We start from the raw sequence: 25,892 nt of genomic DNA, 5'->3' as shown, positions 1-25,892 counted from the left end.
CATATGCATGCTAGACATATTTTAACCAATTAGTGATTTAGCCTAATCCTTTGAAAAAAGACGCCACCCAACAACAATTGTCGGGTTGGCGTACTGAAGTGTAATATTTTAAATTATGCACGTGCACGTGTAATTAAACGAATTGGCGTCCCTTCAAAATCGAATGTTTCACGAATTCTATTTTCTAAAAATCGCTCATAAGAGAAGTGCATTAATTCTGTTTCGTTGACGAATACCACAAACGTTGGTGGTTGAATCGCCACTTGAGTAGCATAGTAAATACGTAAACGGCGACCTTTGTCAGTCGGCGCTGGGTTACGTGCCACAGCATCTTCAATCACTTCATTCAGAATAGACGATTGAATACGCATTGCATGATTTTCACTTACGCGCTGCACAATCGGTAAAATTTGATGTACTCGTTGTTTTGTATTGGCTGATACGAAAATAATTGGAGCATAGTCTAAGAATAAAAAGTGCTCACGGATTTGCTGCGTAAAAACATTCATTGTTTTTTCGTCTTTTTCAATCGCGTCCCATTTGTTAACGACAATAACAATTGCTTTTCCAGCCTCATGTGCATAGCCTGCAATTTTTTTATCCTGTTCCTGAATGCCCTCTTCAGCATTCAGAACAACTAATACAACGTCAGAGCGTTCAATGGCACGAAGCGCACGTAACACAGAATATTTTTCTGTCGTTTCGTACACTTTTCCTTTTTTACGCATACCGGCTGTATCAATAATGACATATTCATGCCCATCATATTCGTAAGGTGTATCAATTGCATCTCGCGTTGTCCCTGCAATGTTGCTGACAATAACGCGTTCTTGACCTAAAAAGGCATTGACTAGTGATGATTTTCCGACATTTGGACGACCAATTAAAGAGAATTTAATTACGTCATCGCCATATTGATTTTCATCCTCTTGAGGGAAGTGTTTTGCACACTCATCTAATAAATCCCCTAAGCCTAAGCCATGAGAGCCTGAAATTGGCCAAGGTTCACCAAAGCCAAGTGCGTAAAAATCATAAATCATTTCACGCATGTCCGGATTATCAATTTTGTTGACAGCAAGAACGACAGGCTTTTTTGTTTTGTATAAAATTTTTGCAACTTGTTCATCTGCTGCTGTTACGCCTTCACGGCCATTCGTCATAAATATAATAACGTCTGCTTCTTCAATAGCGATCTCTGCTTGTTGACGAATTTGTTCTAAAAACGGCTCGTCTCCAATTTCGATACCACCTGTATCAATAATATTAAAATCATGTGTTAACCACTCTGCCGAACTATAAATACGGTCACGTGTTACTCCCGGAATATCTTCTACAATCGAGACACGTTCTCCAACGATACGATTAAAAATCGTCGACTTACCTACGTTCGGACGACCTACGATGGCTACTACTGGTTTCGTCATCTGTACTTCATCCTTCCAACTTCTTATCTTTCGCTATTATACACGAAAAATGCCATTATATCATAACATATCCATCGAGGAGAGTACTTTTTACTTTTCTGCTCGACATAATCGTTGTTTTTTGTCCCAACGTGCTCTTTATTCCTCGTATTATTCACCTATTTATTTTCCTTTGCGCACGTGCCATTTCGCTTAGTATCACCAAATCGGCAAATTAACATGTAAACAAAATAAGCCCCACCAAATAGGCTTCTGTAGGCAGCAAACTAGACATGGCTTCACTCATTTATTAGGCAAATGCCATGGATAGAAGCTCTTACTCGCTCACTAGAAGCGCAGTGATGGGGCTTGCATAGTTACATTACTATGTAGCTTAATTATCATATGATGACAGACGAAAGCGAGGATACAACATCATATCCTCGCATGTCATGATTATTTAAAGTTTTTCAGTTGATCGCCGATGACATCACCAAGAGAGAAACCTGTGTTTTCTTCTGGTAATTCATAATCGATTACTTCTTCTGCCTCTGGATTTTCCAATAAATCTTTTATACTTAATGCTAGACGACCTTCGTCAACGTTAACATCCAGCACCTTCACCTGTACTTCTTGCGCTTCTTTTAACGCTTCATGTGGTGTATTAATATGTTTATGCGCAATTTGCGATATATGCACTAAGCCTTCCACACCAGGGAACACTTCTACAAAAGCACCAAACGATGTAAGGCGTTTGACTTTCCCTACAAGTATTGTGCCTTTCGCTGCACGCTCTTCAATATTCGACCAAGGTCCAGGAATTGTTTCCTTAATGGATAATGAGATACGTTCATTCTCTGGATCTACCGACAGAACTTTTACCTTCACTTCTTGTCCTTCTGATAAAACCTCACTGACATCACTTACATGCTCATGTGATACTTGTGAAATATGAACAAGGCCATCGATACCACCAAGGTCAATAAATGCACCAAACGATGCTATACGTTGCACTTTACCGTCTAATACATCACCAGCTTTAATTTGGTTAATGACATTTTTCTTCTGAGATGCTTTCTCAGATTCAACTACAGCTCGATGTGATAAAATTAAGCGGTTTTTTTCTTTATCTAGCTCAACAATTTTAAAGCTTAATACTTTCCCTTTATAATCTTCAAAATCATCAACAAAATAATCTTCTACTAAGGATGCCGGAACGAAGCCACGAACTCCTAAATCAACAACAAGACCACCTTTAACAATATCCTTTACTTCCGCTTCGAAAACTTCCTCAGCAGTAAATTGTTGTTCAAGTGTATCCCATGCTTTTAAGGCATCTACTTTACGTTTTGATAATACATAGTTTCCTTCTTCAACTTTTGTAATCATCAATTCTAACTCATCCCCAACGGAGATTGCGTCAGACGCTTTTTCAATGTGTAAGCTCGATAATTCACTTATTGGTACGATACCGTCAAACGGTGCACCTGGAATTGAAACAGTTACCGCTTTTTCATCAACCTGCTCTGCAATACCTTTGACGATATCACCTTCGTTAAACGTTTGTTCTGCATAGTTCATTTCTTCAGACATATGTAACCCTCCTTCGCATCTTCCCTTACTATTTTATTCGATATTGAAGACAAAGACAAAAATAAATCCTTTAAATTCAAAAAATGTCTGAAATTTTAGGATTTATACCATTTTTTCTTGTGCTAATTTTAAAATGGCCTGTGCTGCGGCATCAATTGATAGCTCCGTTGTGTCTAAAAATATAGCATCCGCTGCTTGAATCAGTGGTGATGCTTCGCGCTCACTGTCCATTTTGTCGCGCAAAGCAATCTCTTCTTGGAGCTTTTCTATTGAAGACGCGATCCCTCTTTTTTCATTGTCAATAAAACGACGTCTTGCACGTTCTTCTACAGTAGCAGACATGAAGATTTTGAGTTCAGCATTTTTTAACACATGCGTCGCAATATCCCGTCCATCCATCACAACACCACCATTTGCAGCAAGTTTTTGCTGCTGTGCGACCAACAATTCACGTACTTTGGCATGTGCTGCTACTTGTGAAACAGATGATGTCACTTCGTTAGAGCGTATTGCATCTGATACGTTTTCGCCGTCTAAAAAAACAAGTTGACCTTGAGGAGATGGCTTTAATTCAATTGAGCTAACGGCTAACATTTCTGCTAATTTTGCTTCATCATCTAAATGTATGTTTTGTTGCATCGCTTTATACGTAACTGCTCGATACATTGCACCCGTATCGATATACGTGAATCCTAGTGATTCTGCAACGATTTTCGCGATTGTACTTTTCCCAGCTCCTGCAGGTCCGTCAATCGCAATTTGAATGTTTTTGTTCATTATGCTTCCCTACTTTCTTTCACACCATATTGTATCATACTAACAAAAAAAAGCCCTCTATTTACAAGAGGGCTACTGTGATTTTAATCATCGAAAGGATTTAATTCTTTACGGCGATTGACTAGCTGACGTTCGAAGCAGAAACGTACAATATGTTGTTGATCGATATCATCCGTATCTGTTAACTGAATGGTAGCAATTGTCTTATCTTCTTTTTCAAATATCTTAACAACAGTAGCTTCTGTTACGACATAAATGACATCTCCATTGGCAAATGGTAAGACAATCGTTAACTTAACATCATCATCGTCTTTGAAAGCTACATCACCTTTCAAAATTAGTGCAATACCACCCGCACTGATATCCGCTGTGACTAATTGATACTTAAATTCATTAAATTGAACTGCCACATCAACAGGTGTTTCAACACGAACATATTCACGACGTTGAATTTTAATAAAATCATCTTCTTGAGGGCAATGCAACATAATCATCGGTATATTGCCCGCCTTGCGTCCTATTACTTCTGTATTGAATGCATAGGAAAGCTTATCCTCTGTTCGAAAGGTTGCCCTAAATTCTGAACCATCTATTAAAAAAGCGGTTTTCTTTGTTACTACATTTGTTGGATAGTCAATATAAAGAATATTGTCTTTTTGTTCAACTACTTTACAGCGGAATTTCTCTATACGTTCTGTATAAGTAGGTTCTAGTTGTAATAGTGTTCCAATTTTTATTTCCATGAGCATCTCCCCGAACAATATATATACCTCCATTATCGCATGGGATGTAAATTTTGGCTATATGAACTGGGAGCTTTTTCTTTATCTTAGGTTAAATATTCTACTTTTAAAACATTGTGATTTTCAGCATCAATGACAATACGGAATGTTTCTTGCGTCTGTTCATCTCGAACAGCTATCACTTCATAGCAAAGTCGTTGCTCGAATTGTCCATTATCCGTATAAATATTTTTCACTTCTTCCACACGCACATTATTATCAAAGAAAGATTTCCAATCAATTGGATTGGCCTTTTGAGGTTTGATTGATTCTTCTTGGATATATTCCATTGCATTGGCACCTAGTAATTCCCCAGTATCTTTTGCAATTTTTAACTGAACACCATCCGCATAGATTAATGCATTATCACCAGGATGAACGCGTGCAAATGTAACATGCCATGCTAAATGATTTTCACGAGCTTCAACATAAGCAACATCTTTCATTTCCAATCGCTTTAAATGTTCTTCAGCTTTTTTAATTATTTCATCTTGGGAAAGTTTTGCTTCATCCACAGGACGTTCCACTAAATAGGACAGTAAATGTCCTCCTTTTTCAGTTAAATCTACATAGCCTAAGCGAATTCCTTGGTGGAACTGTATGTGATAAAACGGATACGGTGCGGTATCACTACTTTTGGTCACAGTAAATGTAGCATCTTTAATAAGCGGGAATAAATATTTCACTTTTTCCAATGCTTCTTTTTCCGTAATAACTGAATCTTGTAACGCTTTTAATTCTATTTTCTTTTGCCAATCTGCTTCACTTAAAGTAAGCGGGAAATCACTTTCACCATAATCTTTTAGGGTCTTTTGAATATTATCGAAAGAGGTATTAGGATTTTTATTGTCTACTTGACGCATCCAAACATCCATTTTTCCATCTTGCTTGTAGTAATCAACCGTTGCTGTCGTCCACTCGTCAGATAAAGCTTGTAAATTCGTAGAAATTTGCGGCATTTTTTCTCGCCATGCTTCATAATCCCCCGATTTAGCTGTTTTCTTTGCTTCATCTCCTAGTTTTCCCAAATAACCTAGCCACTGATTAGAAAGTTCTTGCCCAATTGGAATATTCGCTATAGAAGAACGTACTTCAGAGCTTAGTCGCCAAATAGAATCTAACTCACTATCGATCGCCTGTTCATCCTTAAATAATAAGGATTGTGAAACGGCTCTTTGTAAGTATGATAATTTTTCAGAAGCGTCCGTTAATTTTTCTGTATACTGCGCATGTACAGTACGTTGTAAACTTTCTTTATCGCCATGTAAATCAATGCTATAGGCACCCAAACCAATTACTGCTATTGTTAAAATAACGAGCATTGTTCTCAATTGTTTTCCTCCTTTCTATGAACAGAAAATATGCTCACCTATTTGTTTTATTTGAGGACGAGTCCAAATCCACTTACTTGTTGCTGTTTTTGGATTAAAGTAATACAGGGCATTTTCCGATGGATCCCAGCCATTCATAGCATCAATGACCGCTTCTTTTGCACGTTGGTTCGGCTCTAACCAAATTTGTCCATCTGCTACTGCTGTAAATGCTAATGGTTGGAATATAATACCTGATATTGTGTTAGGGAAATCAGGGCTTTCTAGTCGATTTAAAATCACTGCTGCTACAGCAACTTGCCCCTCATAAGGTTCTCCCCTCGCTTCTCCGTAAACGGCATTAGCGATTAGCTGTAAATCTCGCTCTGTATACTTTGGTGGAATTTGTGTATCGGTACCATTACTATTGCTGCTACCACTGCTGTCACCACGATTTGCTGTACTGCCTCCACCACTATTTTTCACCTGTTGATCAAGAGGCACACCACCATAATAGGTAAATTGATTGCCTGCTTTTAATTGCGCTTTTACCCAATTCTCATCATAATCTGAATAGCCAGCTAACGCTTTTTTCGTCTTTGCCCCCGCTATTCCATCAATCGGCAATCCATATTTTTCTTGGAAATTTCGCAGTGCCCAATACGTGTTGTAGCCAAATTTCCCATCAATTTTACTTTTATAAAATCCTAAGTATTGTAGTCTAGCTTGCAGCTCAATCACGTCATCTCCATAAGCACCACGAGCAATCTGTTGATCGCTAAACGCTATGGCGTCATTTTGCGGTATCGAGACTATACTAATAGCAAATAGGAAAGCAAAAAGTATGCTTAATAAACGCACAATCATCACTCCTTTTTTTTATAGCTTGAAACAAAAGACACTTTTTATACATTGAATAAAAAAGAAAAAAACGTAGAAATCGTTTTTAGATTTCTACGTTTTTATATTTTTTTTATGCATATGCAAATGTTGGACAAGATGATAGTGCGCTAGCTTTACTTTACGTAAGCCAAACCACCATAAAAATAACATAAACGGTATCATTAAATATACCCAATGCCCTTTAAATGATAATATTGTATTGTATAAAATGTGTAATACTACCGGTGCGCAAATGGCCATTGCAATCATTTCTTTCGTCTTTGCATTTTTTGAAAATTTAGCACGTCCATAGTAATAGCCCATTACTACACCGAACAGAGCATGACTGGATACGGGTAATAACGCGCGCATAAAGGCCGTGTTTAAACCGAAAGAAAATAAATATAATATATTTTCTATCGTAGCAAATCCAAGAGATATACTCGCACCGTACAATATACCATCATAAGGATCATCAAATTCCACATGATTGTAAATAGCTATTAACAGAACAAACCATTTAAAAAACTCTTCAATGACACTTGAAAAAAGGACATCTTGTAAATAAAGATATCGAAAAACTCCCTCCTCCGTTAATACATATTGTAAAAACAAGATAGGGAAAGTTAGAAAAGCACCATACAAAAACGTTTGAAGTAAAGTTCTTCTTGGCTCCGTTGCCATTTGATTGCGCAAATAGAAGTAACTAAAAAGCGCTAGACCGGGAGCAATGGCAGCTGATAAAAGAATGATCATGTTGCCGGCTCCTTTCAACAATAGACTGATTTCATTATACCATGTAATGACAAAAAAACTTTTTAAAAGGAGATATATTTTTATGAAAAAAACAATTTTATTAATTCATACGGGTGGCACAATTTCCATGGCAATGAGTGATGAAGGTGCGGTGATGCCTAACAAGGAAAATCCATTAATAAAAGAGAGTAAAAAACTTGATACACTGGCATCTATAAAAGAAGTGGAGGCGTTTAATCTTCCTTCACCACATATAACACCAAAAGAAATGCTTCATTTACGTAACTTAATTATGGAAAAAACTTCAACAGAACATTTTGATGGTGTGGTCATTACACACGGCACAGATACTTTAGAAGAAACAGCCTATTTTTTAGAGTTAACAACCAATTTATCCATTCCAATTGTCTTAACAGGTGCAATGCGCTCCTCCAATGAGCTAGGTGCTGACGGCATATACAATTTAGTGGAAGCTGTTCGTGTAGCGATAGATGCTGAAGCAAAAGACAAAGGTGTGCTAGTTGTGATGAACGATGAAGTCCATTTGGCTGTCAACACAACAAAAACGAGTACGAGCTCAGTCAATACATTTCAATCCCCACAATACGGCCCAATCGGACTTATTACAAAAACACGTATTCTGTTTCATCATGCCCCGATTCGTCGCCAATATGTAGATGTACAAGGCTTAACAAAACGAGTAGCGATGCTGAAAGTATATGCGGGAATGGAAGTTGATTTACTTGATGTGGTCCTCGCCTGCCAATATGATGGTGTTGTACTTGAAGGACTCGGACAAGGCAATGTACCACCAACAGTTGTAAAAGGCATTGAAAGTCTATTGGAACGAGGTATTCCGGTCGTTTTAGTTTCTAGATGCTTCAATGGCATCGCAGAAGGCGTATACGGCTACATTGGTGGTGGTAAAATGCTGGAAGACTTAGGCGCCATTTTCGCCACAGGTATTAACGGACAAAAAGCACGCTTAAAGTTACTAATCGGTTTAAATACAGCAGGGAATCCTTTAGACTTAAAAGAGTTTTTCCAGTAATAGTACTGCCCCAATTGTTAGACACCACCTAACAATTGGGGCAGTTTATAGTTATTTGATATGTCACTTATAAATCAACTGTTTGCTTATAGAAAGTTAACAAATTTTGCAAGCGCCTATAGGCTAACTCAAAATCAGGTTGAATCACCGATAACTGTATAAAATTTCGATGTTTTAAATAGTTACTATCTGCATGCACAAATAACCCGTTTAATTTTAAATCTGTTGCTAGCTTGGTTAAGCCATTTGGACATTGTATAGTGATGATCATTGGATATGCTGTGATTGGTAAACGATAATGCATAAAAGGCAACTGCAACAATGCCTCATAGCGCTGCTGTAGTTGATGATAACGCGCTGGATAGGCTTGTAAGGCTTCCACTACATTCCCAACAAGTGCTGCTGGTAGTGTATAGGGAATTGTTCCATGTTGATAATTGGTTAAATCCAAATAGGCAGGCAACGCTGTCACAGGCTCTACAAGTTCTTGAGAAAACACAAAGGCCAAACCACTCAATGCCCCAATAGCTTTACCACTCACCGCTGTCGCTAAATAGCAATCGTCCAATAAAAACGGCATAGCACCAAAAGAGCTAATACAATCAACACAAAGTTTTATGTTATAGCGCTTAGCCAACTGCTTCATCCCGTGTAAATCATTGCATGCACCTGTTGACGTTTCTCCGTGCACCATAAGCAACCACTGATAAGCCCCCGTTTGTAATAAATCCTCCAATGCCTGCATGTCAAATGCGCTTCCCCACGCTTGCGTAACAACATCAAAATCCAATAACCAACGTTCTGCCTGCTTCTGAAGACGCTCTCCAAATTCGCCATTTGTTAAAATAAGTCCATGCCCCGCTTGTTGAGCCTTGAGTTGCCCAAGCATCACTTCATTTGCGAGCGTCCCTGATCCAACGATTGTAGCGACTTGTTTAGCCCCAGATAATTCAAGCAACTTGCTACGCATACGTGCATAGAGCGATTGAAAGGCTTGTGACCTGTGCGACATATCAGAATACACAATTGCTCCCTGCTGTTTCACTGGTCCTGGATAAAATGTATAACTTTCTTGCGCAAGCTTGTGTTGCAACGACTGTTCAAATTGTTGCCTTGTTAAGACCATTGGTAAAAACATTGCTTCGTTTGTTCCTACCGCAGGTGCGAATTGGCTAAAGCCCATTTGTTTATACATCTTTTCCTCACGTGTAGTACCTGAGATAACAGCTGCTGAGTACCCCTTTTCATAGGCAAATGCATTTAATGCTTGTGTTAATCTGATTAGTACTCGACCTGAGCGGTAAGGCTTTTTCACTGCGAGTAAGCGAATTTCACAAAGCTTTGTACAAATTTCCTTTGGTAAAAATTGCTCTACTTCGCCAATTTTTTCATCAATTGAAAACGGTCGCTGATCTCGAAAGGCTAGCATACCGATAAGCTCAGTACCTTTATACACCACTAAATACGTATTTTCTTTATGGAAACGATCGACTTTTCTTTTTAGCGCATTTGGTTCATGTTGTGGAATTTCCTCAACAAAAGTTTCATAATTCAACTGCGCAATTGCATCAAATTCCTTTTCTGTCTGTGCGACTTTACACCAGTACATAAATTCACTTCCCTCTTCTCAATGACTCCTTTATATTGGATGAATGCTTCAATAGCATACACATAATGGCAACAAGTATCGGTATGTATAACTGTAAATGTCCTGTCAGTACAATTGCGCCAATGTAAAATACAAAGCCACCTAACATGCCGAGTGTTAAACTTCTTGTTACACCAAGTACAATAGCTGTACCGACAATCATCATTGAAAATAAAGATGGAGAAAGGGCAAGTCCAACACCAATAAACGTTGCAACCCCCTTACCACCATTAAATTTTAGCCAAATCGGATATAAATGACCGAGAATCACGAAACAGGCTCCAGCCATAATAACCCACTGTTCCAAATGCCAGAAATAGCCCAATGTTACAACTAGTACACCTTTTAATGCATCCCCCAAAAATGTCCACATAAATGCAGCCTTGCCAATTACACTCCCTGCATTTCTGGCTCCTAGATTTTTACTACGTTCTTGTTGCAAATTGACACCATACATTTTTCCAACGAAATAAGCCGTCAAAAAGTTTCCAACACTATAACTAAATAGCCAATAAAGCCAAGTCATTATTCCCCTCCTTCTACAGTCTAAAGAAGCTGTATAAGCAGTGCATGCCTATACAGCTTCCTTTTTCTTTTATAGCTTTCTTTCCGCAATAGCTTGAGCAATACAATCCCCATGGAAGCGGCCATTTTCTATAAAAATTTCATTGGCATTATTCCCTGCTGCAATAACCCCAGCAATAAATAATCCAGCTACATTGGTTTCCATTGTTTCTGGATGACAAAATGGTCGACCTGTTTCTTCGTCAATTGTAACTCCCATCGCACGGATAAATGAATGGTCTGGATGATAGCCTGTCATAGCAAAGACAAAGTCGTTTTTTATCATTTCTTCACGACCATCAATATTAATGATGACTTCATGCTCACGGATTTCCTTCACAATTGTATTAAAATGCATTGTGACTTCTCCATTGCGCACAACACCTTCAAATTCTGGTAAGACCCATGGCTTAATACTTGATGAATACTCGCTACCTCGATAAACAACTGTGACACGAGCGCCCGCTTTGTTTAATTCTAAAGCTGCATCTACTGCTGAATTTTTGCCACCAATCACAAGGACATCCGTATCAAAAAATTCATGACCTTCTTTAAAATAATGGTGAACTTTAGGTAATGCCTCGCCAGGAATATTCATATAGTTAGGATGATCATAGTAACCCGTTGCAATGACCACATAGGGTGTTCCATATACATCCTTATCAGTCGTAACAGTAAAAAGTTCCCCTGATTTGACAACACTTTCGACTTTTTCAAAACGGTTTACTTGAATATTTTTCAAGCGTACTACTTCACGATAATAAACAAGTGCCTGATTTCGCTTTGGCTTCCGTCCTTCAATAATAAATGGTACATCACCAATCGCTAAACGTTCACTCGTACTAAAAAAAGTTTGATGTGTAGGATAATTGTAAATAGCGTTTACGATATTTCCTTTTTCAATTACAATCGGTTGTAAACCAATTTTTTGCAAAGATATTGCTGCGGCTAAACCACAAGGGCCTCCTCCAACAATAATTGCATCAACTTGTTGCATTGTTTGACACTCCTATCAAATTGGCATCAGCGTATTAAACACAGATGCTTAACTGTTGCAGATGAGCTCCCTTTAGGGCATCTACAAAATGATTTCAAAATCCACTATCGTTTCCATTATACGCCTTCTATACATTTTTGGTTGTTTATTTATCCGAAATATCGATGTCAATAATATGACACTCTGGTTTCGCGCCTAAACGTAATGGCAATAAAGTTGTACCATAGCCATTACTTACGAGCGTCATAATGCCTTCACGTTGTCGATAGGAGCCTAGCGGATGCACACCATATGGCCCCACTCGTATTTGCCCACCATGCAAATGTCCACCAATCATTAAGTCAGCTCTAAATTTTGCTCTTACTCGGGCAAAAACACCTGGATTATGTGAAATAAAAACGACTAAATCCTCCTCACCCACTTTTTCAAAAGCAGCATCAAAACTATATTTCATTGTCGAAGTATCTTCAATCGCACTTATCCAAAAGCGGTTCTTATTAGGCAATAACACAGCATCATTGGCGATAATCTTTACACCATGCTGTTGTAAAATAGCTCGGAGTCGCTCCTCGCCCACTTCTCTATCATTATTTCCCCAGACAAAATAAGTAGGACCTAACGGTGTCAATAAATCGAGATTTTCATGAATACGCTGAATTGGCGTGCGTCCATCTGCAAAATCTCCACCGATGATGACCGCATCAAATGTACTTTCTAATCGTTCAATCATTGAGCGATTTATTTTCCGTAAATGCGTATCTGAAATAAAAAATAGTCGAATCTTTTCTGGTTGACCTTTAAGTGATAATTGATGATGCAACACATTATTTTCGTGCGCGACCTTCCACATGTAGAGTAGGAAGGCGATAACTATTAAAAGAAATAGTCCAATATATAGCATTCCCTCACTTCTCCTTACGATAGCAAAAAGGCGATTCAATACGCTATAGAATCGCCTTTTTGCTAATTAGACGTTTGCCTCAACCTTATGTTGGTGTTGACGTTTGTCCTTTATTTTATACTAGAAAAACATCGTTGCCAAAGAATGACACCGTTTTTCTTATGGTAGTTTAATGACTTGCCCAACAATTACCGTGTCAGAAGTCATACCGTTCGCAGCTCGAATTTTCGCTAGCGTTGCTTCACTACCATCACCGTAGTGATTCAATGCAATACGATATAGATTTTCATTAGGTTTAACTGTATGTGTTTTTACTGGTGTCGCATTTTGCTTTTCTTGTTCGGCTTTACGAGCTTGTTCCGCTTTACGTGCTTGCTCCGCTTTTTTCGCTTCCTCGGCCTTTTTTGCTGCCTCTGCCTGTTGCTGTGCTTTCTTCGCTTCTTCCGCTTTTTTCGCCTCTTCAGCTTTTTTCGCTTCTTCTGCCTTCTTTGCTTCGTCAGTAGCTTTTTGTTGTGCAGCTAGCTTTTCAGCATCTTTTTGCGCTTGTTCTTTTGCTTGTTCATTTGCTTTATCATCTTTTTCTTTATCTGCTGATGTAGATGCTTCCGCTTTTCCATCAGTCTTATCAATTTCTACAACAGCATCCATCGTATCTTTTTCAGCTTCTTCAATCGTTTTACCAGGATCATAGAATTGCACAAAATAAATTAATATAGTTAATGGAATTAAGATAAATGTAACAAAAAGAATCGTCATTAAAGGAAATTTACGTTGTTTTGTATTTTTCGGCTTTTTGTTATTACTTCCATTTTTATTCATTCTTGAAACTCTAGATAGATTTTGCTGTTCTTGTTGTTCTTCTTCAAATGACTGACGATGTTCTTCGATTTTATCACGATAGTCTTCTTTACTCATTCGACTTTCCTCCAACCTTGCTACGCATTCTTCTATCATTCTATTATGACGAATTTTGCGAAAAAAGTAAATGACCGTAAGTTTAGTCTAGTCGCTTATTAAAAGCTGTTTTAATCGACTTTCCCACGCCATCATTTCTACTTTCTTCTCTTCCTTCATGCGTACTGTATTGATTTCATCATAATGGATTCCACAATTTTCACAACAGTTTTCAGGTTTTTTCTTCAATTTTTGCCCAAAATACCCGATAAGTTGCTCGCGCAAACAATCTTTTGTCTTTATAATTTTTAACATTTCATCCACTGCCTGATATTTTTCAAGTGCAAAATGACGAAGTCGTGCTTTTACTCGTTCTTCAGGTTCCTGATGGAGCCAATAATCTAGCACACGAAAGGCTGTTTCACTCAACTCACCATTTTTTAACATTTGAGAGGGGGCAATACGCTGCAATACAAGCTCTTGATAGCGATCGACATGACTAGATGACGGTAAATCTCCTGTTACTACAAATTTCGCCAGTTCCTCGTCACCATCGCTGTAAAGTAAAATCGCAAGAGCAGGTTTACCATCACGACCTGCGCGCCCAATTTCTTGCATATAATTCGCAACATTGGCAGGCATTGTCTCATGTATCACCTGTCGAATATCTCCCTTATTAATGCCCATACCAAACGCATTGGTCGCCACAATCCAATCTAACTCTCCATCGATAAACTGCTGTTGAATAAATTGACGATCCTCCGCACTATAGCCTGCATGATATGCGGCAGCTCGCAAACCCGCTTGCATAAACAGTTCACAATATTGCTCAGCACGCTTGCGTGATGACAAATATAAAATACCTGGTCCAGCGGTTTTTTTTACATGCTCCACTATCCATCTTGCTTTATCGCCCCTATCCTCGAAAAGAACACGTCCGAGGTGAATATTTGGACGATCAACATTATACATAAATTCAAACGGTGCATGCAGTGATAGTGTAGCATGAATATCTTTTACTACTTTTTCAGTTGCAGTCGCAGACAACGCTAATACAGGGGGACGATTACCTTGTGAAAACCAGTCGCCGATGCGCAAATAATCCGGACGAAAATCAAATCCCCACTGCGAGATACAATGTGCTTCATCTACAACGATAAGACTTAACGTCATATTTGCTAACTTCTCCTGTACCTGTTGTTGTAACAACATCTCCGGCGATGTGAAAATAAAGCGATACTGTTCTAAAAAATGGAGAGCATATCGTTTTTCTTCTACTGTTAAAAATGAATTTAATGCTACTACCCTTTTTTCACCAAATCGCTTCAGTTGCTCTACTTGATCTTGCATTAAAGACAATAGCGGAGACACTATTAACACTGGTTTTTGCAATAAATAAGCGGGCAACTGATAGCACAATGATTTACCCATGCCTGTTGGCAATAATGCAATAACATCTTTCCCGCTAAGAATTGCTTCAATTACCTCTTTTTGCCCTGGTCGAAAGGTGGCATAACCGAAATATTTTGCTAATGTTTGCTCTAGTTCCATTATACTTCTCCTTTCGCGAGGACAAGTCTGAGCTGGAAATAACTCAAGTCATTGACCACTTCATGCAATGCCTTTAATTTCTTTGTTTGATATTGCTTGGATGCCTGCCAAACTTTTTCCGCTTCCTCATAAGAGACGAACGGACCAATCGAAAAGTTCGGTTCGTTCATTGCTATTTCAACTAAATGATCTTCAATTGTACTTTGTTTCAACTTTCTAATTTGAACAATCTGCTCAATTGAATACCCTTGTTCATATAAATAAGCGGTTTGCTGTGTCGAATCTGTCAACAATGCCTTTACTCGCAATTCTTCTGCTATTTTGCCAAGCAACGGGTAGTTGTTTGTTGCATGCACTTCATTCAATAGTGTATGTAGTAACTCAATAAATGCTAATTGACTATCAAGTACCGTTTCTTTGCGTTCAACGGAAAGTTGCTGCCATGTCCAACCTGGTAAACTATAGCCACTCAATCGATAAAGGGCAAGTTGCTTATTACTTTCAGAAACGGCTAGTGTTGCGAACACACGCAAGCATTCATCCAGTAATTGCTGTTGCAAATGCCCTGATTGATACTGCTGATCTTGTAAAAAAGCACGTACCCATGATTGTACTTGCGTATCCTTACTAATTGGTGAAAATGACCGAATTCCCTCTTTTTGATAGGACAAACTTTGTACAACTAAGGAAAGCCGCGCAAAAAACACATGTTCATTTCCTCGATAATGCCAACCGTCAAATAAAAAAGTTGGTGTTTGCGCTGCTCGCTGTAAACCTAGCTTTTTCATGGAATAGTGACCTGATTCCTGCATAATTAACCAACTATATTGCAAAAAGGTAGAAACAGCTTCATCAAATGTCGCACGAGGTAATTTTGGGAGTAATCCAAAATAGTTATGTAACTGAAACAGTCCCACATCTTGAATTGTCTGGCCTGAACGCTTTCCTCTAAGGATATGATAGGCCGCTGATACGGTTCGTTCATTATTTAATTTTTGAAAGATTTGCAATAAAATTTGATAAAACATTGAAGCAAATTCCTCCAATTTAATAGTATTAGGTTGAAATGTCAGTTAAACATCTTTAAAATGAGTATGAAGCTTTGTAGGAACATCGTAAAAGGAGAGAAAGAAATGGCTAAATACACAATTGTTGATAAAGATACATGCATCGCTTGTGGCGCATGCGGAGCCGCAGCACCAGATATTTATGATTATGATGATGAAGGAATTGCCTTCGTTATTTTAGATGATAACATGGGAACTGCTGAAGTTCCAGAAGATCTACTAGAAGACATGCAAGATGCTTTTGAAGGTTGCCCAACTGATTCTATCAAAGTGGCTGACGAACCTTTTGACGGCGACTCTTTAAAATTCGAATAGTCTATACCTTACTAAAAAGGCATCCAATAAAGGATGCCTTTTTGCATGGATTCACCGTTAACAATCTCAATGATTCCTAGAATTGAAGAACGCATTGAAATCAATTTTATGCCCTTTTCATCTTATTATTGCAACCATAATTTATGTATGATAAGATTTTAGTAGTTGGTACTAATAACAGATATTATTTCGTAAAGGGGATTCTTATAAATGATGGATAATTTATTACAATTAAAAGATAAAAATATTGTCGTAATGGGCGTTGCAAACGATCGCAGTATTGCTTGGGGGATTGCTAAACGTTTATTTGATGTAGGGGCAAACGTGATTTTCACATATCGTCAGGAACGTTCTTTAAAAAAATTACAAAAACAACTTGAAAATTATGGGCATGCAGATGCTCTTGTTGTGCAATGCGATGTGAACAGTGATGAAAGCACAAAATCAGCATTCGATGAAATCGGTTCAAAAGTTGGGGTTATCCACGGTATTGTGCACTCAGTAGCATTTGCCAATGCAGAAGATTTACACAATCGCTTTTTAGAAACAACTCGTGATGGCTATGCATTTGCCCAAGATACAAGCGCCTATTCCCTTATTTCTACAGCCAAAGCAGCACATCCATACATGACAGAAGGCGGCTCAATTGTAACAATGAGTTACCTAGGTGCAGAACGTGTACTTGACGGCTACAACGTAATGGGTGTTGCCAAAGCAGCATTAGAAGCATCTATGCGCTACCTTGCTGCCGATATTGGTCAAGACAATATCCGTGTCAATGCAATATCTGCAGGTGCTATTCGTACACTTGCTGCGAAAGGCGTTCCTTCATTTAATACAATTTTACACAAAATTGAAGAGACAGCACCGTTAAAACGTAATGTTCAACAAGATGAAGTAGCTGATATGACAATCGTGATGTTATCTCACTTATCACGTGGTGTAACAGGCGAAACAATCTATATTGACGCAGGCTATAATATAATGGGTTAACACCTAAAAAGTGTTAGATTGACGACAATCAATCTAACACTTTTTCTTTGCTTTTATTAATGCCTAGTTGTAACACTAACTTAGCACCTCACGCTAATGCCCAGTAAGGAACCGTTGTTTGGCAATAACGCTTTTTAAAACAAATGTTAGCCCACAAGCAATGACTAAAAAGACAGTGATCATGGCAACCACACCCATCCAGCCAAAATGCATCCAAAATATGCCTCCTACCGTTCCACCGACACTAGAGCCAAAATAGTAGAAAAATAAATATAAAGACGATGCTTGTGCTTTATCATGAGTAGCTCGTTTGCTCACCCATCCACTTGCGATTGAATGGGCTGCAAAAAAACCAAAGGTAAACACTGTAATTCCTACTATTTTTAATAAAAGTAGACCTTGTAGAGTAATAATGGCACCAGCTAGCATAATTGCAATGGCTAACAATAACATTTTCTGACGCCCAAAACGATCAGCTAAACTGCCAAACCACGCAGAGCTAAATGTCCCAACTAAATAAATTACAAATATCCAACCGACAATTGTGGCACTCAAATGATAGGGAGGTGCCATTAATTTAAAACCAATATAATTGTAAAGTGTTACAAAGCTTCCCATTAGCACAAAACTAATAGCAAACAAGCACTGCATGGATGGATCCTTTAAATGCTGCATAAGTGATTTGGTTAAAGCTTTTATTTGTAACGGCCGTGCCGAAAAATGCTGCGAGTTCGGTAGCATCCAGACAAATAACACACTAATGATTAAGCTAATGATACCAAGTACAATCATACCAACCTGCCAGTTATAAAGGTCTGTTAATGTACCAATAATGACACGTCCACTAAGACCACCTACAGAATTGCCACTTATGTAAAGTCCCATTGCAATACCTAGGCTAGATGGGTTCATTTCCTCTCCTAAATAAGCCATCGCAATTGCTGGTAAGCCTGCGAATACAACACCTTGAATTACACGCAATACTAATATGGTTTCAAAATTTGGTGAAAAAGCGAGTGCTAGCGTCAAAATAGATGCTGCAAATATCGAAATCGTCATTAATGACTTTCTACCCCACGCCTCAGATAATGAGCCAACAATGATCATACTAATTGACAGTGCCAATGTGGTCACCGATAGTGACAAACTCGCTACTGCTGGCGAGACATGAAATTCCTCTGCAAATGTCGGTAACAATGGCTGCGAAACGTATAAATTCGCAAAGGTAATAAAGCCTGCTAAAAATAAAGCCCAATTTGCTTTGTGGAATGCCTTTGTTCCTTTCTCTATATACTCCATTTCAATCTCCTTCCATTTACGAGTCCATCTATCTATTATTCTAATACAATATTCTCCAAAATACAGTGTGAATTGTCGAAAAATAGACAAAAATAAAGAACTTCTTTATATTTTCTACCATTTTCATTTGACAATTCTATACATTACTAAATAGCATTCTTTCTATTTTTTCCAATTAATATATTTAATAGAAATAATAGTGATTTAATGTTAAATGCATGTTTTTGCTATGTTGAATTCGGCGTTTATATGCTACAGTGAGTAATATAATGACTGTTATTCTACAATTTGGAGGTATTTCATGAAAATAATCGAAGCTTTAGCACAATCAGCGCACTATATCCATCTTGCATTAAAAGAAGAAGCCATTGTAGCTGTCGTTGATAAAGAAAGTGAAACAGTTGTAAAATACTTAGCAGGCAAACGTGTTGACTCAGGTTATGTAGATGGGCAACAAGTAAATGCAAATGATCAAAATGTTTACATCGCCTTTACTGGAAAAAATGCAGATGTCATCATACCCGAGGATGTATATGGCATTGCCATTAACGCCTTTGCATTTCCAATTCGAGAAAATGGCAAAGTGATTGGCGCTCTAGCGTTTGGACTTCCTATCGATAATGAGCTAAAACTCGAACATTATATGAATACAATGGATAGTATCGTCTATAACCTTCAAGATAAAGTACATAACATCGCCTCTCATTCGGAGGAGTTAGCTGCCACTAGTGAGGAGATTAATAAACAGGCACAACATGCCCTAGAAGATTCTGAAAAAACAAATGATGTCACAGATTTAATAAAAAACATTTCTCAACAGACAAATTTACTTGGCTTAAATGCCTCGATTGAAGCTGCGCGTGCGGGTCAGCATGGAGCTGGTTTTAATATCGTAGCACAGGAAGTTAGAAAGCTTTCTTTTGAAACGTCAAGTGCCACGGAAAATATTGAAGCTTCTCTGCGCAATATTACTCGAAATCTTGATAATTTAAAGAAAAACATGGGTCAAATCTCCGATGCGACTAATGAACAAGCACAACTTGTCCAAGATTTTAGTGAAATTATCGACGAACTTACAACCTTAAGTCAAGAAATGAAGGGCTTCATGCATAATGCCTTGAAATAAACTACGGAAATGGAGGGCTACAATACCAATGCAGATTACAATCAATCACGAACTAATGTTAAGAACCATCACGCTTGATGATGCAGAAACGGTTTTCGCACTAACGGATACATCGAGAGCATATTTACGTGAATGGTTACCATGGTTAGATTTTACAAAGGAACTAGCGGATACAAAAAGCTATATAGAAGGCTGTATTGCTGGTTATGAAACAAAAAGTAGTATGTCCTTTGTGATTATTTTCCGCGATAAAATTGTAGGAATTGCGGGTTTTAATACGATCAATCATGCTAATAAAATTGCAGCCATTGGCTATTGGCTTAGTGCAGATGCTCAAGGACATGGCATTATGACAACAACAGTACAAGCGCTATTACAGTATGCTTTTGTCGAGCTCCAGTTAAACAAAGTGGAAATTCGTGCTGCTGTTGGCAATACAAAAAGTCGCGCGATTCCAGAGCGACTTGGTTTTAAAACGGAAGGAACCATTCGCGCGGCAGAATGGCTATACGATCACTATGTCGATCACGTCGTTTACGGCATGCTTGCGAGCGAATGGACATCAGCATCAGTACTATTGGGTAACGATATTCGTCGCTAATAGTATCCATCCCCACTAAAAGTTCCACTTAACATAAAAAAGCTACCTAATCCCGAAGTTTTAGGTAGCTTTTCTCAATGTTTATTGTTCGACGGTTTCTTTTACTTGTTCTGTCGTCGCAACAGGCTCTGGCTTTTTCACTAGCTCCGTTGCAATACGCTCAAGCTCTGGACGCAATGTATGCTTGCCCGCATAGCTTTCGATTAACTCCTTCATATCAATACCGGAAGTTTCCTTTAATGTTTCTTGCAAGGTTGACATTAAATTCGTTGCATAAGAAGTGACCTTGTTCGCACCACTGCCTCCTTCTCCACTACCCGTGTCAACAACTGTAATTTTGTCAATATTGCCAAGTGGACTTGCAAGCTCTTTTGCATACTCAGGCATCATGCGTACAACCATATCCAGGACAGCTGCTTGACCGTAGTATTCAAAGGCTTCCGCAATTTTACGTTTTGCTTCTGCTTCCGCTAGACCACGAAGACGAATAATATCGGCATCTGTTTCACCCTGTGCACGCTCAGCATCTGCTTTCGCAATACCATCTAAACGTATTTTCTCCGCTTCCGCTTTTGCTAACGACTCAATACGATATTTTTCCGCATCTGCCTGTGCAAGCTCACGCATTTTTTCCGCCTCTGCATTTTGCTCAACTGCATAGCGGTCGGCATCTGCCTTTTTCTTCACTTCTGAATCATATTGCTTTTCACGACGTAGAATTTCTTTTTCTTCTAATTCAATTTGCTTTTGACGTTCAATAATGCGAATTTGCATTTCTTGCTCTGTTACTTCCTGCTTCGCACGTGCAGTTTCTAATTCATAAGCTTGGTCGGCACGAGCTTTGGCTATATCTTGCTCACGACGGAATTCCGCCACTTTTAATTGATTTTCTTTTTCCGCTTCCGCAATTTCTGTTGCCCGTTCTAGCTCAGCTTTTTGCGCTTCTTTTGATGCTTCTGCTCGTTTAATGCGCGTTTCTTTTTCTGCCTCGGCAGTTGCAATATCTGCATCACGTTTCACTTGTGCAATTCTAGGCTTCCCTAGTGAATCAAGGTAACCATTTTTATCGCGCACATCTTTAATTGTAAAGGACACAATGACAAGACCCATCTTCGCTAAATCTTGAGAAGCTACACGTTGTACCTCTTGCGAAAATTTATCGCGATTTTTATAAATTTCCTCAACTGTCATTGATCCTAAAATAGAACGTAAATGTCCTTCTAATACTTCACGTGCTTCCCCTTCACGTTCTGCCTTTTGCTTTCCTAAAAACTGTTCAGCCGCTGTAGCGATTTCTGAAATGGAACCACCAATTTTAATAATCGCTGTACCATCCGCCATTACCGGAACACCTTGCTCTGTATAAACTTCAGGCGTTGTTACTTCTAACTTACTTGATAATAGACTTAATGGTTGTGCTTGCTGGAAAATTGGGAAGACAAATGTACCGCCCCCACGAATAATTTTAATACGGTTTCCTGACTCATCTATATGTACATTTTTTGAGCCAAGATAGCTACCTGTCACAATCAGTGCCTCATCAGGACCCGCTGTACGATACTTTGTTACATACAGTGCCACTAGTGCGATTAAAATAAATGCTACAATTCCCAAGACAATTAAAATCTCCATTGACATGACTGTATCTCTCCTTTATATAAACTTTTTTTCATAGGCTCTTACAAAAAGAGTGCCTTCCTTCACTTCAACAACAAGGACGGTCGAATCATAATCGATGACCTCATTGTCATAGCCTGCTGCGCGCTTTGCAATCATACCGCTCGTTGTCTCAATAACAACTTCACCGAAGCCATCTTCTGGTATTGGTACAATCACTTTACCTAACTGCCCCTCAAGAGATTGTTCCGTATAGGCTAATGAAACATCCGCTGATTTTAGTGGAACAAGAATAAATAAATAAAATAGGGCACTTAAAATCACGCCGATGATAGCAGCCACACCTATGTTCCATGCGCTAGAGAAAAAGGCTAACTTTTCTAATATAAATCCAGCTGCTGACATCAATGTGAAGAATGATAAAATGACACTTGGATTAAAAATCGGTAGACCATCCCCAATGCCCTCGACTACTTCGCCGAAAAACATAAACAAAATCGTTGCAAGTCCCGCGAAAATCAACACCACCAAATAAATTTGCTCGAGTGAATAGCCAAATAGCGTCAAGTTGTTCACCCCTTTTCATCATATTACCTACTATACGGATGCCCTAAGGAAAAAGTTTCATAATTTTTAAAAAATACAATAATTTCTTTGCAATGTCCTATATTTGCCATTAAAATTGCTAGTTTTCAACTTCACACTGCACATATTAAGGAAGTTGGACAATACGTAATTGCACAGCATGTCTACCGTATTGCGTTGCAATTTTTTCAGATTCTACAAGAATATCTAACTTAAAACCTTTGATGGCTCCACCTTTATCAGCTGCAATTGCAATAAACGATTCATAAGGCGTCCTTATTTCTACAATTGTTCCTAATGAAATAACTTTAGGATCCACCGCTACAATCCTCATTCCATTATAATAGTAGGTTTCATGAACATTAATACCTGTAACTGTAATACCACTACATCCATTGCAATCGGGTCCATAATAGGATGCATTAAATTGCATCCATTTTTTAGAGCTTGTTTCTTGATTCTCTGGATTACTGTTTATTTGTCCTTTCTCTTTAGAAAACGAATTTTTATTTTGTTCAACTGGTATTATTCCTTTTTTATGCATAGTTTCATGTTCTATCTTCTGCTTTTTCTTTTCTACTTGTAACCTTTCTTGCCTTAATGTTATTGCTTTATTGCGAATCATATCCATAGAGGCTGCAAGCTTGTGTTTTGATGAATATTGTAATAACTCTTCACCTTTATCGCTGCTTACATTTGTTATTTTATTTTCATAGGTAAAGTTCTTTAACATAAAAAGTAGTATTACTATAAATGTTATTGCTTTATATACATTCATTAATGTACCTTTCTCTTCAACAGAAAACCATTCTAAATATCGAATTTTTATATTAATTCATCCAATATAGTTATTATATTTATGTATCTTATGTATTAAATGCTATGTATTAAGTATTTTTAATTAAAATATTTATTGTCTTTAAAAATGCTTCTACTGTTTTCATTGTTTCGATTTCTAAATGCTCCATCTCTTCTGAAATCTTTAAATTCAATTTGCCCATTTCCTGATAGGCTAAAGCCATTGCATAACGATCAACTTTATTTCTATTTAAATTTCTGTTGTTGGAAGCCTTCATGTATTTCCCTTCCCTTCACCTTAGCAATAATTTAAATCATTGAGCATCAACCTGTCTTTCTAAAAATTCAATTAGCTTATTCAACCTTTCTAAAGTTTGTTCTTTTTCTGATTGAATTTGTAATTCCTCTACATGCTTTGTAAAATCCCTTAACTTTAATTGAAACCCTTGACTTCTATGCAAAAAATCTTTCATATTAATGTCACTTTCAAATACTCTTCCTTGATTAACAGCGCCAAAAATATAACCAAAATCTAACGTCAATTCTTTTAATAATTTATTTATCGTTTCCATATGAACCCAACCTTTATTATGTAATATCATTTTTAAATTATTTCACTTAAATAATTCTTCTATGTCGATTTCATTTATGCGTTATTAACTTATCTTCTCTAAAATTCTATGCTTTGGATAGTGATTATTTAGATATTCTTTTAAACTTTCTAAACATGTAATACTATCATCAAATATCGACTTTCTTAAAAAACCATTATATAAATAAATTATATTTTTAAGCTCCACAACACAAAATAAATTTTCTTGATTATCATCCAATTGAACTAAACTATCATATTGAATATCTATATTTTGTGATTGTTGATAGATAAATTTTGTATCATCAACCCCTTTAATTAATTCTAGTTCATCCTCATTCCAAGTATCCATTAGTATTAAACTAGATACAGAACTGTCCATACATTTACATTCTAAAATATTTCCTCCCTCATCGCTTAAAATAACATTTGTAATTCCACCATTAAAGTCCTTCAATAACTCGCGTGAGATATTACTTTCATTGAAAAGAACTAACTCTAAAATAGCTGTTGTTTGTAATTCATTCACTTATATAACCTCCCAGTATTACACTAAACTAACATATTTTTCTCAACAATATTAGATTCGTTCTTATTTTATCACGAACAGATGTTCGTTTACAAGTTATTTTAGAGAATTTTTACATTTTATTTACTGTTTAATTAAAAAGATACCCTGAAAACTAGAGGAATGAATTGATAAAACTTAAACTAGCTAACCTTGTCAATGTCATTCTCTAAAAGTGCTCTTAAAATTCTGCAATAAAAAAAAACTGGTATCACACCAGTTCTATAGTTCTATATTAAAATGTCCATAATTTTTTTTCATAAAATCAAAATCTAATTTATGTTTAAGCACAGAATAACTTACATATTTATTATCTTTGTTTGCAAAACCTGTATCATATTTAAGGGCCACTTTCTCAAGTAGTTCTTTATTCACTACTTTTATTTCATCATCTTTAATAATCTCCCAAATATACCACATCATCCCTGAGATTTGGATGGTGCTAGCAATTAAATTATTATTATCAAAAACTATTTTTGCTAATTCTAATGCTCTATTTCCGAAGGAAGCTCTCAGTTGAATATCACTACTTTTTACATTCGCTTTTTTAAAAATATAGGTATTGTCAGAGAAGTATTTTTGTCCTTGTTTAGGTATTAAACTTGTCGAAGACACCTTGTCTAATTTTTCAAGTTTCCAATAAAGATCTTCTGTAATATTTATTTTTCTTTTATAGCCTTTATTACTTATTAATCTAGCAAAATAATGACCATTTTCTTCGCTTAAATCTTCCATTTTTAAATTTAGTATTTCACTATAGCCTTCTCCTTTTATTCCTTCGAATAAACATAATAAAAATACTGCATGTCTTTGGTCATCAAATGAACGCATATAAGTAAATAATTGGTCTCTAGTGTATCTTACAATTGATGCTTTAAAAACAAATCTACTACAGTATTCCATATCAATGATGCTCGGTAACCTTTGTGAACGATTTTTTGTATAACCGTTCATTATTGCCCAATCGATATATCTAGAAATAAAACCGATAGACGCACTTAACGGCTGGGGGCTAGGAGATTTTAAGCTATAAAATAGTTCTTCTAACTCCACTTTATTCATATCAAAAATATCTTTATTTTTTTGATTTTCAATTTGTGTCGCTTTATTAAAGAGAGAATAATACGTAGTTAAACTATTATCTTTTACATCTAATGTTGCTAAATACCATTCCTTTATATCCTTATTAAATACATTATCTTTTAGCATCAGTTGTACACCT

Annotated in this window: 27 protein-coding genes; 5 read left to right on the top strand and 22 right to left on the bottom strand. The window is 37.2% G+C overall.

Annotated features, from left to right (window positions below; translation table 11 throughout):
- Positions 1 to 113: 113 nt before the first annotated feature.
- The 7 genes from der to prsW form a co-directional block, all read right to left on the bottom strand.
- Positions 114 to 1,424, bottom strand: a complete 1,311-nt coding sequence (gene der, locus T479_RS07160) for a ribosome biogenesis GTPase Der (protein ID WP_024364293.1) — start codon at positions 1,422 to 1,424, stop codon at positions 114 to 116.
- 435 nt (positions 1,425 to 1,859) lie between these two features.
- Complete coding sequence (gene rpsA, locus T479_RS07155) at positions 1,860 to 2,996, bottom strand: 30S ribosomal protein S1 (RefSeq protein WP_025219071.1); 1,137 nt, start codon at positions 2,994 to 2,996, stop codon at positions 1,860 to 1,862.
- Positions 2,997 to 3,098: 102 nt separating this feature from the next.
- On the bottom strand, positions 3,099 to 3,773 hold the full coding sequence (cmk, locus tag T479_RS07150) for a (d)CMP kinase (RefSeq protein WP_025219070.1): 675 nt from the start codon (positions 3,771 to 3,773) through the stop codon (positions 3,099 to 3,101).
- 83 nt (positions 3,774 to 3,856) lie between these two features.
- A complete protein-coding gene (locus T479_RS07145; RefSeq protein ID WP_024364296.1) occupies positions 3,857 to 4,516 on the bottom strand; it encodes a flagellar brake protein in 660 nt (219 codons plus the stop codon).
- Positions 4,517 to 4,602: 86 nt separating this feature from the next.
- Positions 4,603 to 5,877, bottom strand: coding sequence for a PepSY1/2 domain-containing protein (locus T479_RS07140; RefSeq protein WP_036205511.1), 1,275 nt, complete (start codon positions 5,875 to 5,877; stop codon positions 4,603 to 4,605).
- 24 nt (positions 5,878 to 5,901) lie between these two features.
- Positions 5,902 to 6,726: a spore cortex-lytic enzyme gene (sleB, locus tag T479_RS07135; RefSeq protein ID WP_024364298.1), complete on the bottom strand. Its 825-nt coding sequence runs from the start codon at positions 6,724 to 6,726 to the stop codon at positions 5,902 to 5,904.
- Between the two features lie 93 nt (positions 6,727 to 6,819).
- Positions 6,820 to 7,503, bottom strand: coding sequence for a glutamic-type intramembrane protease PrsW (gene prsW / locus T479_RS07130; RefSeq protein ID WP_025219069.1), 684 nt, complete (start codon positions 7,501 to 7,503; stop codon positions 6,820 to 6,822).
- Positions 7,504 to 7,585: 82 nt separating this feature from the next.
- Here prsW and T479_RS07125 point away from each other — a divergent pair, with 82 nt between their 5' ends.
- Positions 7,586 to 8,554: an asparaginase gene (locus T479_RS07125; RefSeq protein ID WP_025219068.1), complete on the top strand. Its 969-nt coding sequence runs from the start codon at positions 7,586 to 7,588 to the stop codon at positions 8,552 to 8,554.
- Between the two features lie 67 nt (positions 8,555 to 8,621).
- On the opposite strand, the gene T479_RS07120 is transcribed toward T479_RS07125, so the two are convergent.
- The 7 genes from T479_RS07120 to T479_RS07090 all read right to left on the bottom strand — a co-directional run bounded on the left by T479_RS07120 (position 8,622) and on the right by T479_RS07090 (position 16,137).
- Positions 8,622 to 10,163, bottom strand: coding sequence for an aminotransferase class V-fold PLP-dependent enzyme (locus tag T479_RS07120; RefSeq protein WP_024362350.1), 1,542 nt, complete (start codon positions 10,161 to 10,163; stop codon positions 8,622 to 8,624).
- 4 nt (positions 10,164 to 10,167) lie between these two features.
- Positions 10,168 to 10,728, bottom strand: a complete 561-nt coding sequence (locus T479_RS07115) for a glycerol-3-phosphate acyltransferase (RefSeq protein WP_025219067.1) — start codon at positions 10,726 to 10,728, stop codon at positions 10,168 to 10,170.
- Between the two features lie 69 nt (positions 10,729 to 10,797).
- Entirely contained in the window at positions 10,798 to 11,763 is a 966-nt protein-coding gene (locus T479_RS07110; RefSeq protein WP_025219066.1) for a YpdA family putative bacillithiol disulfide reductase, read from the bottom strand.
- A 145-nt stretch (positions 11,764 to 11,908) separates the two neighbouring features.
- Positions 11,909 to 12,664, bottom strand: coding sequence for a metallophosphoesterase (locus T479_RS07105; protein ID WP_024362353.1), 756 nt, complete (start codon positions 12,662 to 12,664; stop codon positions 11,909 to 11,911).
- 159 nt (positions 12,665 to 12,823) lie between these two features.
- Positions 12,824 to 13,579 carry a LysM peptidoglycan-binding domain-containing protein gene (locus T479_RS07100; RefSeq protein WP_025219065.1) on the bottom strand — a complete coding sequence of 252 codons (756 nt, stop codon included), beginning with the start codon at positions 13,577 to 13,579 and terminating at the stop codon, positions 12,824 to 12,826.
- A gap of 87 nt (positions 13,580 to 13,666) precedes the next feature.
- Positions 13,667 to 15,109 (bottom strand): RecQ family ATP-dependent DNA helicase, encoded by a 1,443-nt coding sequence (locus T479_RS07095; RefSeq protein WP_025219064.1) that lies wholly within the window; start codon positions 15,107 to 15,109, stop codon positions 13,667 to 13,669.
- Positions 15,109 to 16,137, bottom strand: a complete 1,029-nt coding sequence (locus T479_RS07090) for a YpbB family protein (protein WP_025219063.1) — start codon at positions 16,135 to 16,137, stop codon at positions 15,109 to 15,111. Before T479_RS07090 ends, T479_RS07095 begins: the two co-directional genes overlap by 1 nt.
- Positions 16,138 to 16,242: 105 nt before the next feature.
- Between T479_RS07090 and T479_RS07085 the strand changes: the two genes are divergently transcribed.
- Both T479_RS07085 and T479_RS07080 read left to right on the top strand, forming a co-directional pair.
- Positions 16,243 to 16,491: a ferredoxin gene (locus T479_RS07085; RefSeq protein WP_024362357.1), complete on the top strand. Its 249-nt coding sequence runs from the start codon at positions 16,243 to 16,245 to the stop codon at positions 16,489 to 16,491.
- A gap of 210 nt (positions 16,492 to 16,701) precedes the next feature.
- On the top strand, positions 16,702 to 17,484 hold the full coding sequence (locus T479_RS07080) for an enoyl-ACP reductase FabI (protein ID WP_081769866.1): 783 nt from the start codon (positions 16,702 to 16,704) through the stop codon (positions 17,482 to 17,484).
- A 93-nt stretch (positions 17,485 to 17,577) separates the two neighbouring features.
- On the opposite strand, the gene T479_RS07075 is transcribed toward T479_RS07080, so the two are convergent.
- Positions 17,578 to 18,783, bottom strand: a complete 1,206-nt coding sequence (locus T479_RS07075; protein ID WP_025219061.1) for an MFS transporter — start codon at positions 18,781 to 18,783, stop codon at positions 17,578 to 17,580.
- A 301-nt stretch (positions 18,784 to 19,084) separates the two neighbouring features.
- On the opposite strand from T479_RS07075, the gene T479_RS07070 reads away from it, so the two are divergent.
- Both T479_RS07070 and T479_RS07065 read left to right on the top strand, forming a co-directional pair.
- The gene (locus tag T479_RS07070) at positions 19,085 to 19,909 is read left to right on the top strand and encodes a methyl-accepting chemotaxis protein (protein WP_024362360.1); all 825 of its coding nucleotides are present in this window, start codon (positions 19,085 to 19,087) and stop codon (positions 19,907 to 19,909) included.
- Positions 19,910 to 19,937: 28 nt separating this feature from the next.
- Entirely contained in the window at positions 19,938 to 20,510 is a 573-nt protein-coding gene (locus T479_RS07065; RefSeq protein ID WP_024362361.1) for a GNAT family N-acetyltransferase, read from the top strand.
- Between the two features lie 81 nt (positions 20,511 to 20,591).
- Here the strand turns inward: T479_RS07065 and T479_RS07060 are convergent, their stop codons facing one another.
- From T479_RS07060 to T479_RS07030, 7 genes are all read right to left on the bottom strand, one after another.
- Positions 20,592 to 22,148 carry a flotillin lipid rafts scaffold protein FloT gene (locus T479_RS07060; RefSeq protein WP_025219060.1) on the bottom strand — a complete coding sequence of 519 codons (1,557 nt, stop codon included), beginning with the start codon at positions 22,146 to 22,148 and terminating at the stop codon, positions 20,592 to 20,594.
- A 15-nt stretch (positions 22,149 to 22,163) separates the two neighbouring features.
- A complete protein-coding gene (locus T479_RS07055) occupies positions 22,164 to 22,694 on the bottom strand; it encodes an NfeD family protein (RefSeq protein WP_025219059.1) in 531 nt (176 codons plus the stop codon).
- 145 nt (positions 22,695 to 22,839) lie between these two features.
- Positions 22,840 to 23,490, bottom strand: a complete 651-nt coding sequence (locus T479_RS22765; RefSeq protein ID WP_025219058.1) for a 3D domain-containing protein — start codon at positions 23,488 to 23,490, stop codon at positions 22,840 to 22,842.
- 109 nt (positions 23,491 to 23,599) lie between these two features.
- The gene (locus tag T479_RS07045; protein WP_025219057.1) at positions 23,600 to 23,788 is read right to left on the bottom strand and encodes a hypothetical protein; all 189 of its coding nucleotides are present in this window, start codon (positions 23,786 to 23,788) and stop codon (positions 23,600 to 23,602) included.
- A gap of 36 nt (positions 23,789 to 23,824) precedes the next feature.
- A complete protein-coding gene (locus tag T479_RS07040) occupies positions 23,825 to 24,082 on the bottom strand; it encodes a hypothetical protein (protein WP_025219056.1) in 258 nt (85 codons plus the stop codon).
- An 84-nt stretch (positions 24,083 to 24,166) separates the two neighbouring features.
- The gene (locus tag T479_RS07035; RefSeq protein WP_025219055.1) at positions 24,167 to 24,631 is read right to left on the bottom strand and encodes a hypothetical protein; all 465 of its coding nucleotides are present in this window, start codon (positions 24,629 to 24,631) and stop codon (positions 24,167 to 24,169) included.
- Between the two features lie 261 nt (positions 24,632 to 24,892).
- Positions 24,893 to 25,879 (bottom strand): phage lytic cycle repressor MrpR family protein, encoded by a 987-nt coding sequence (locus T479_RS07030; RefSeq protein ID WP_025219054.1) that lies wholly within the window; start codon positions 25,877 to 25,879, stop codon positions 24,893 to 24,895.
- Positions 25,880 to 25,892 lie beyond the last annotated feature (13 nt).

Source organism: Lysinibacillus sphaericus (assembly GCF_000600105.1).
Taxonomy (GTDB): domain Bacteria; phylum Bacillota; class Bacilli; order Bacillales_A; family Planococcaceae; genus Lysinibacillus; species Lysinibacillus sphaericus.
This window is presented reverse-complemented; position numbering and strand designations above follow the sequence as displayed.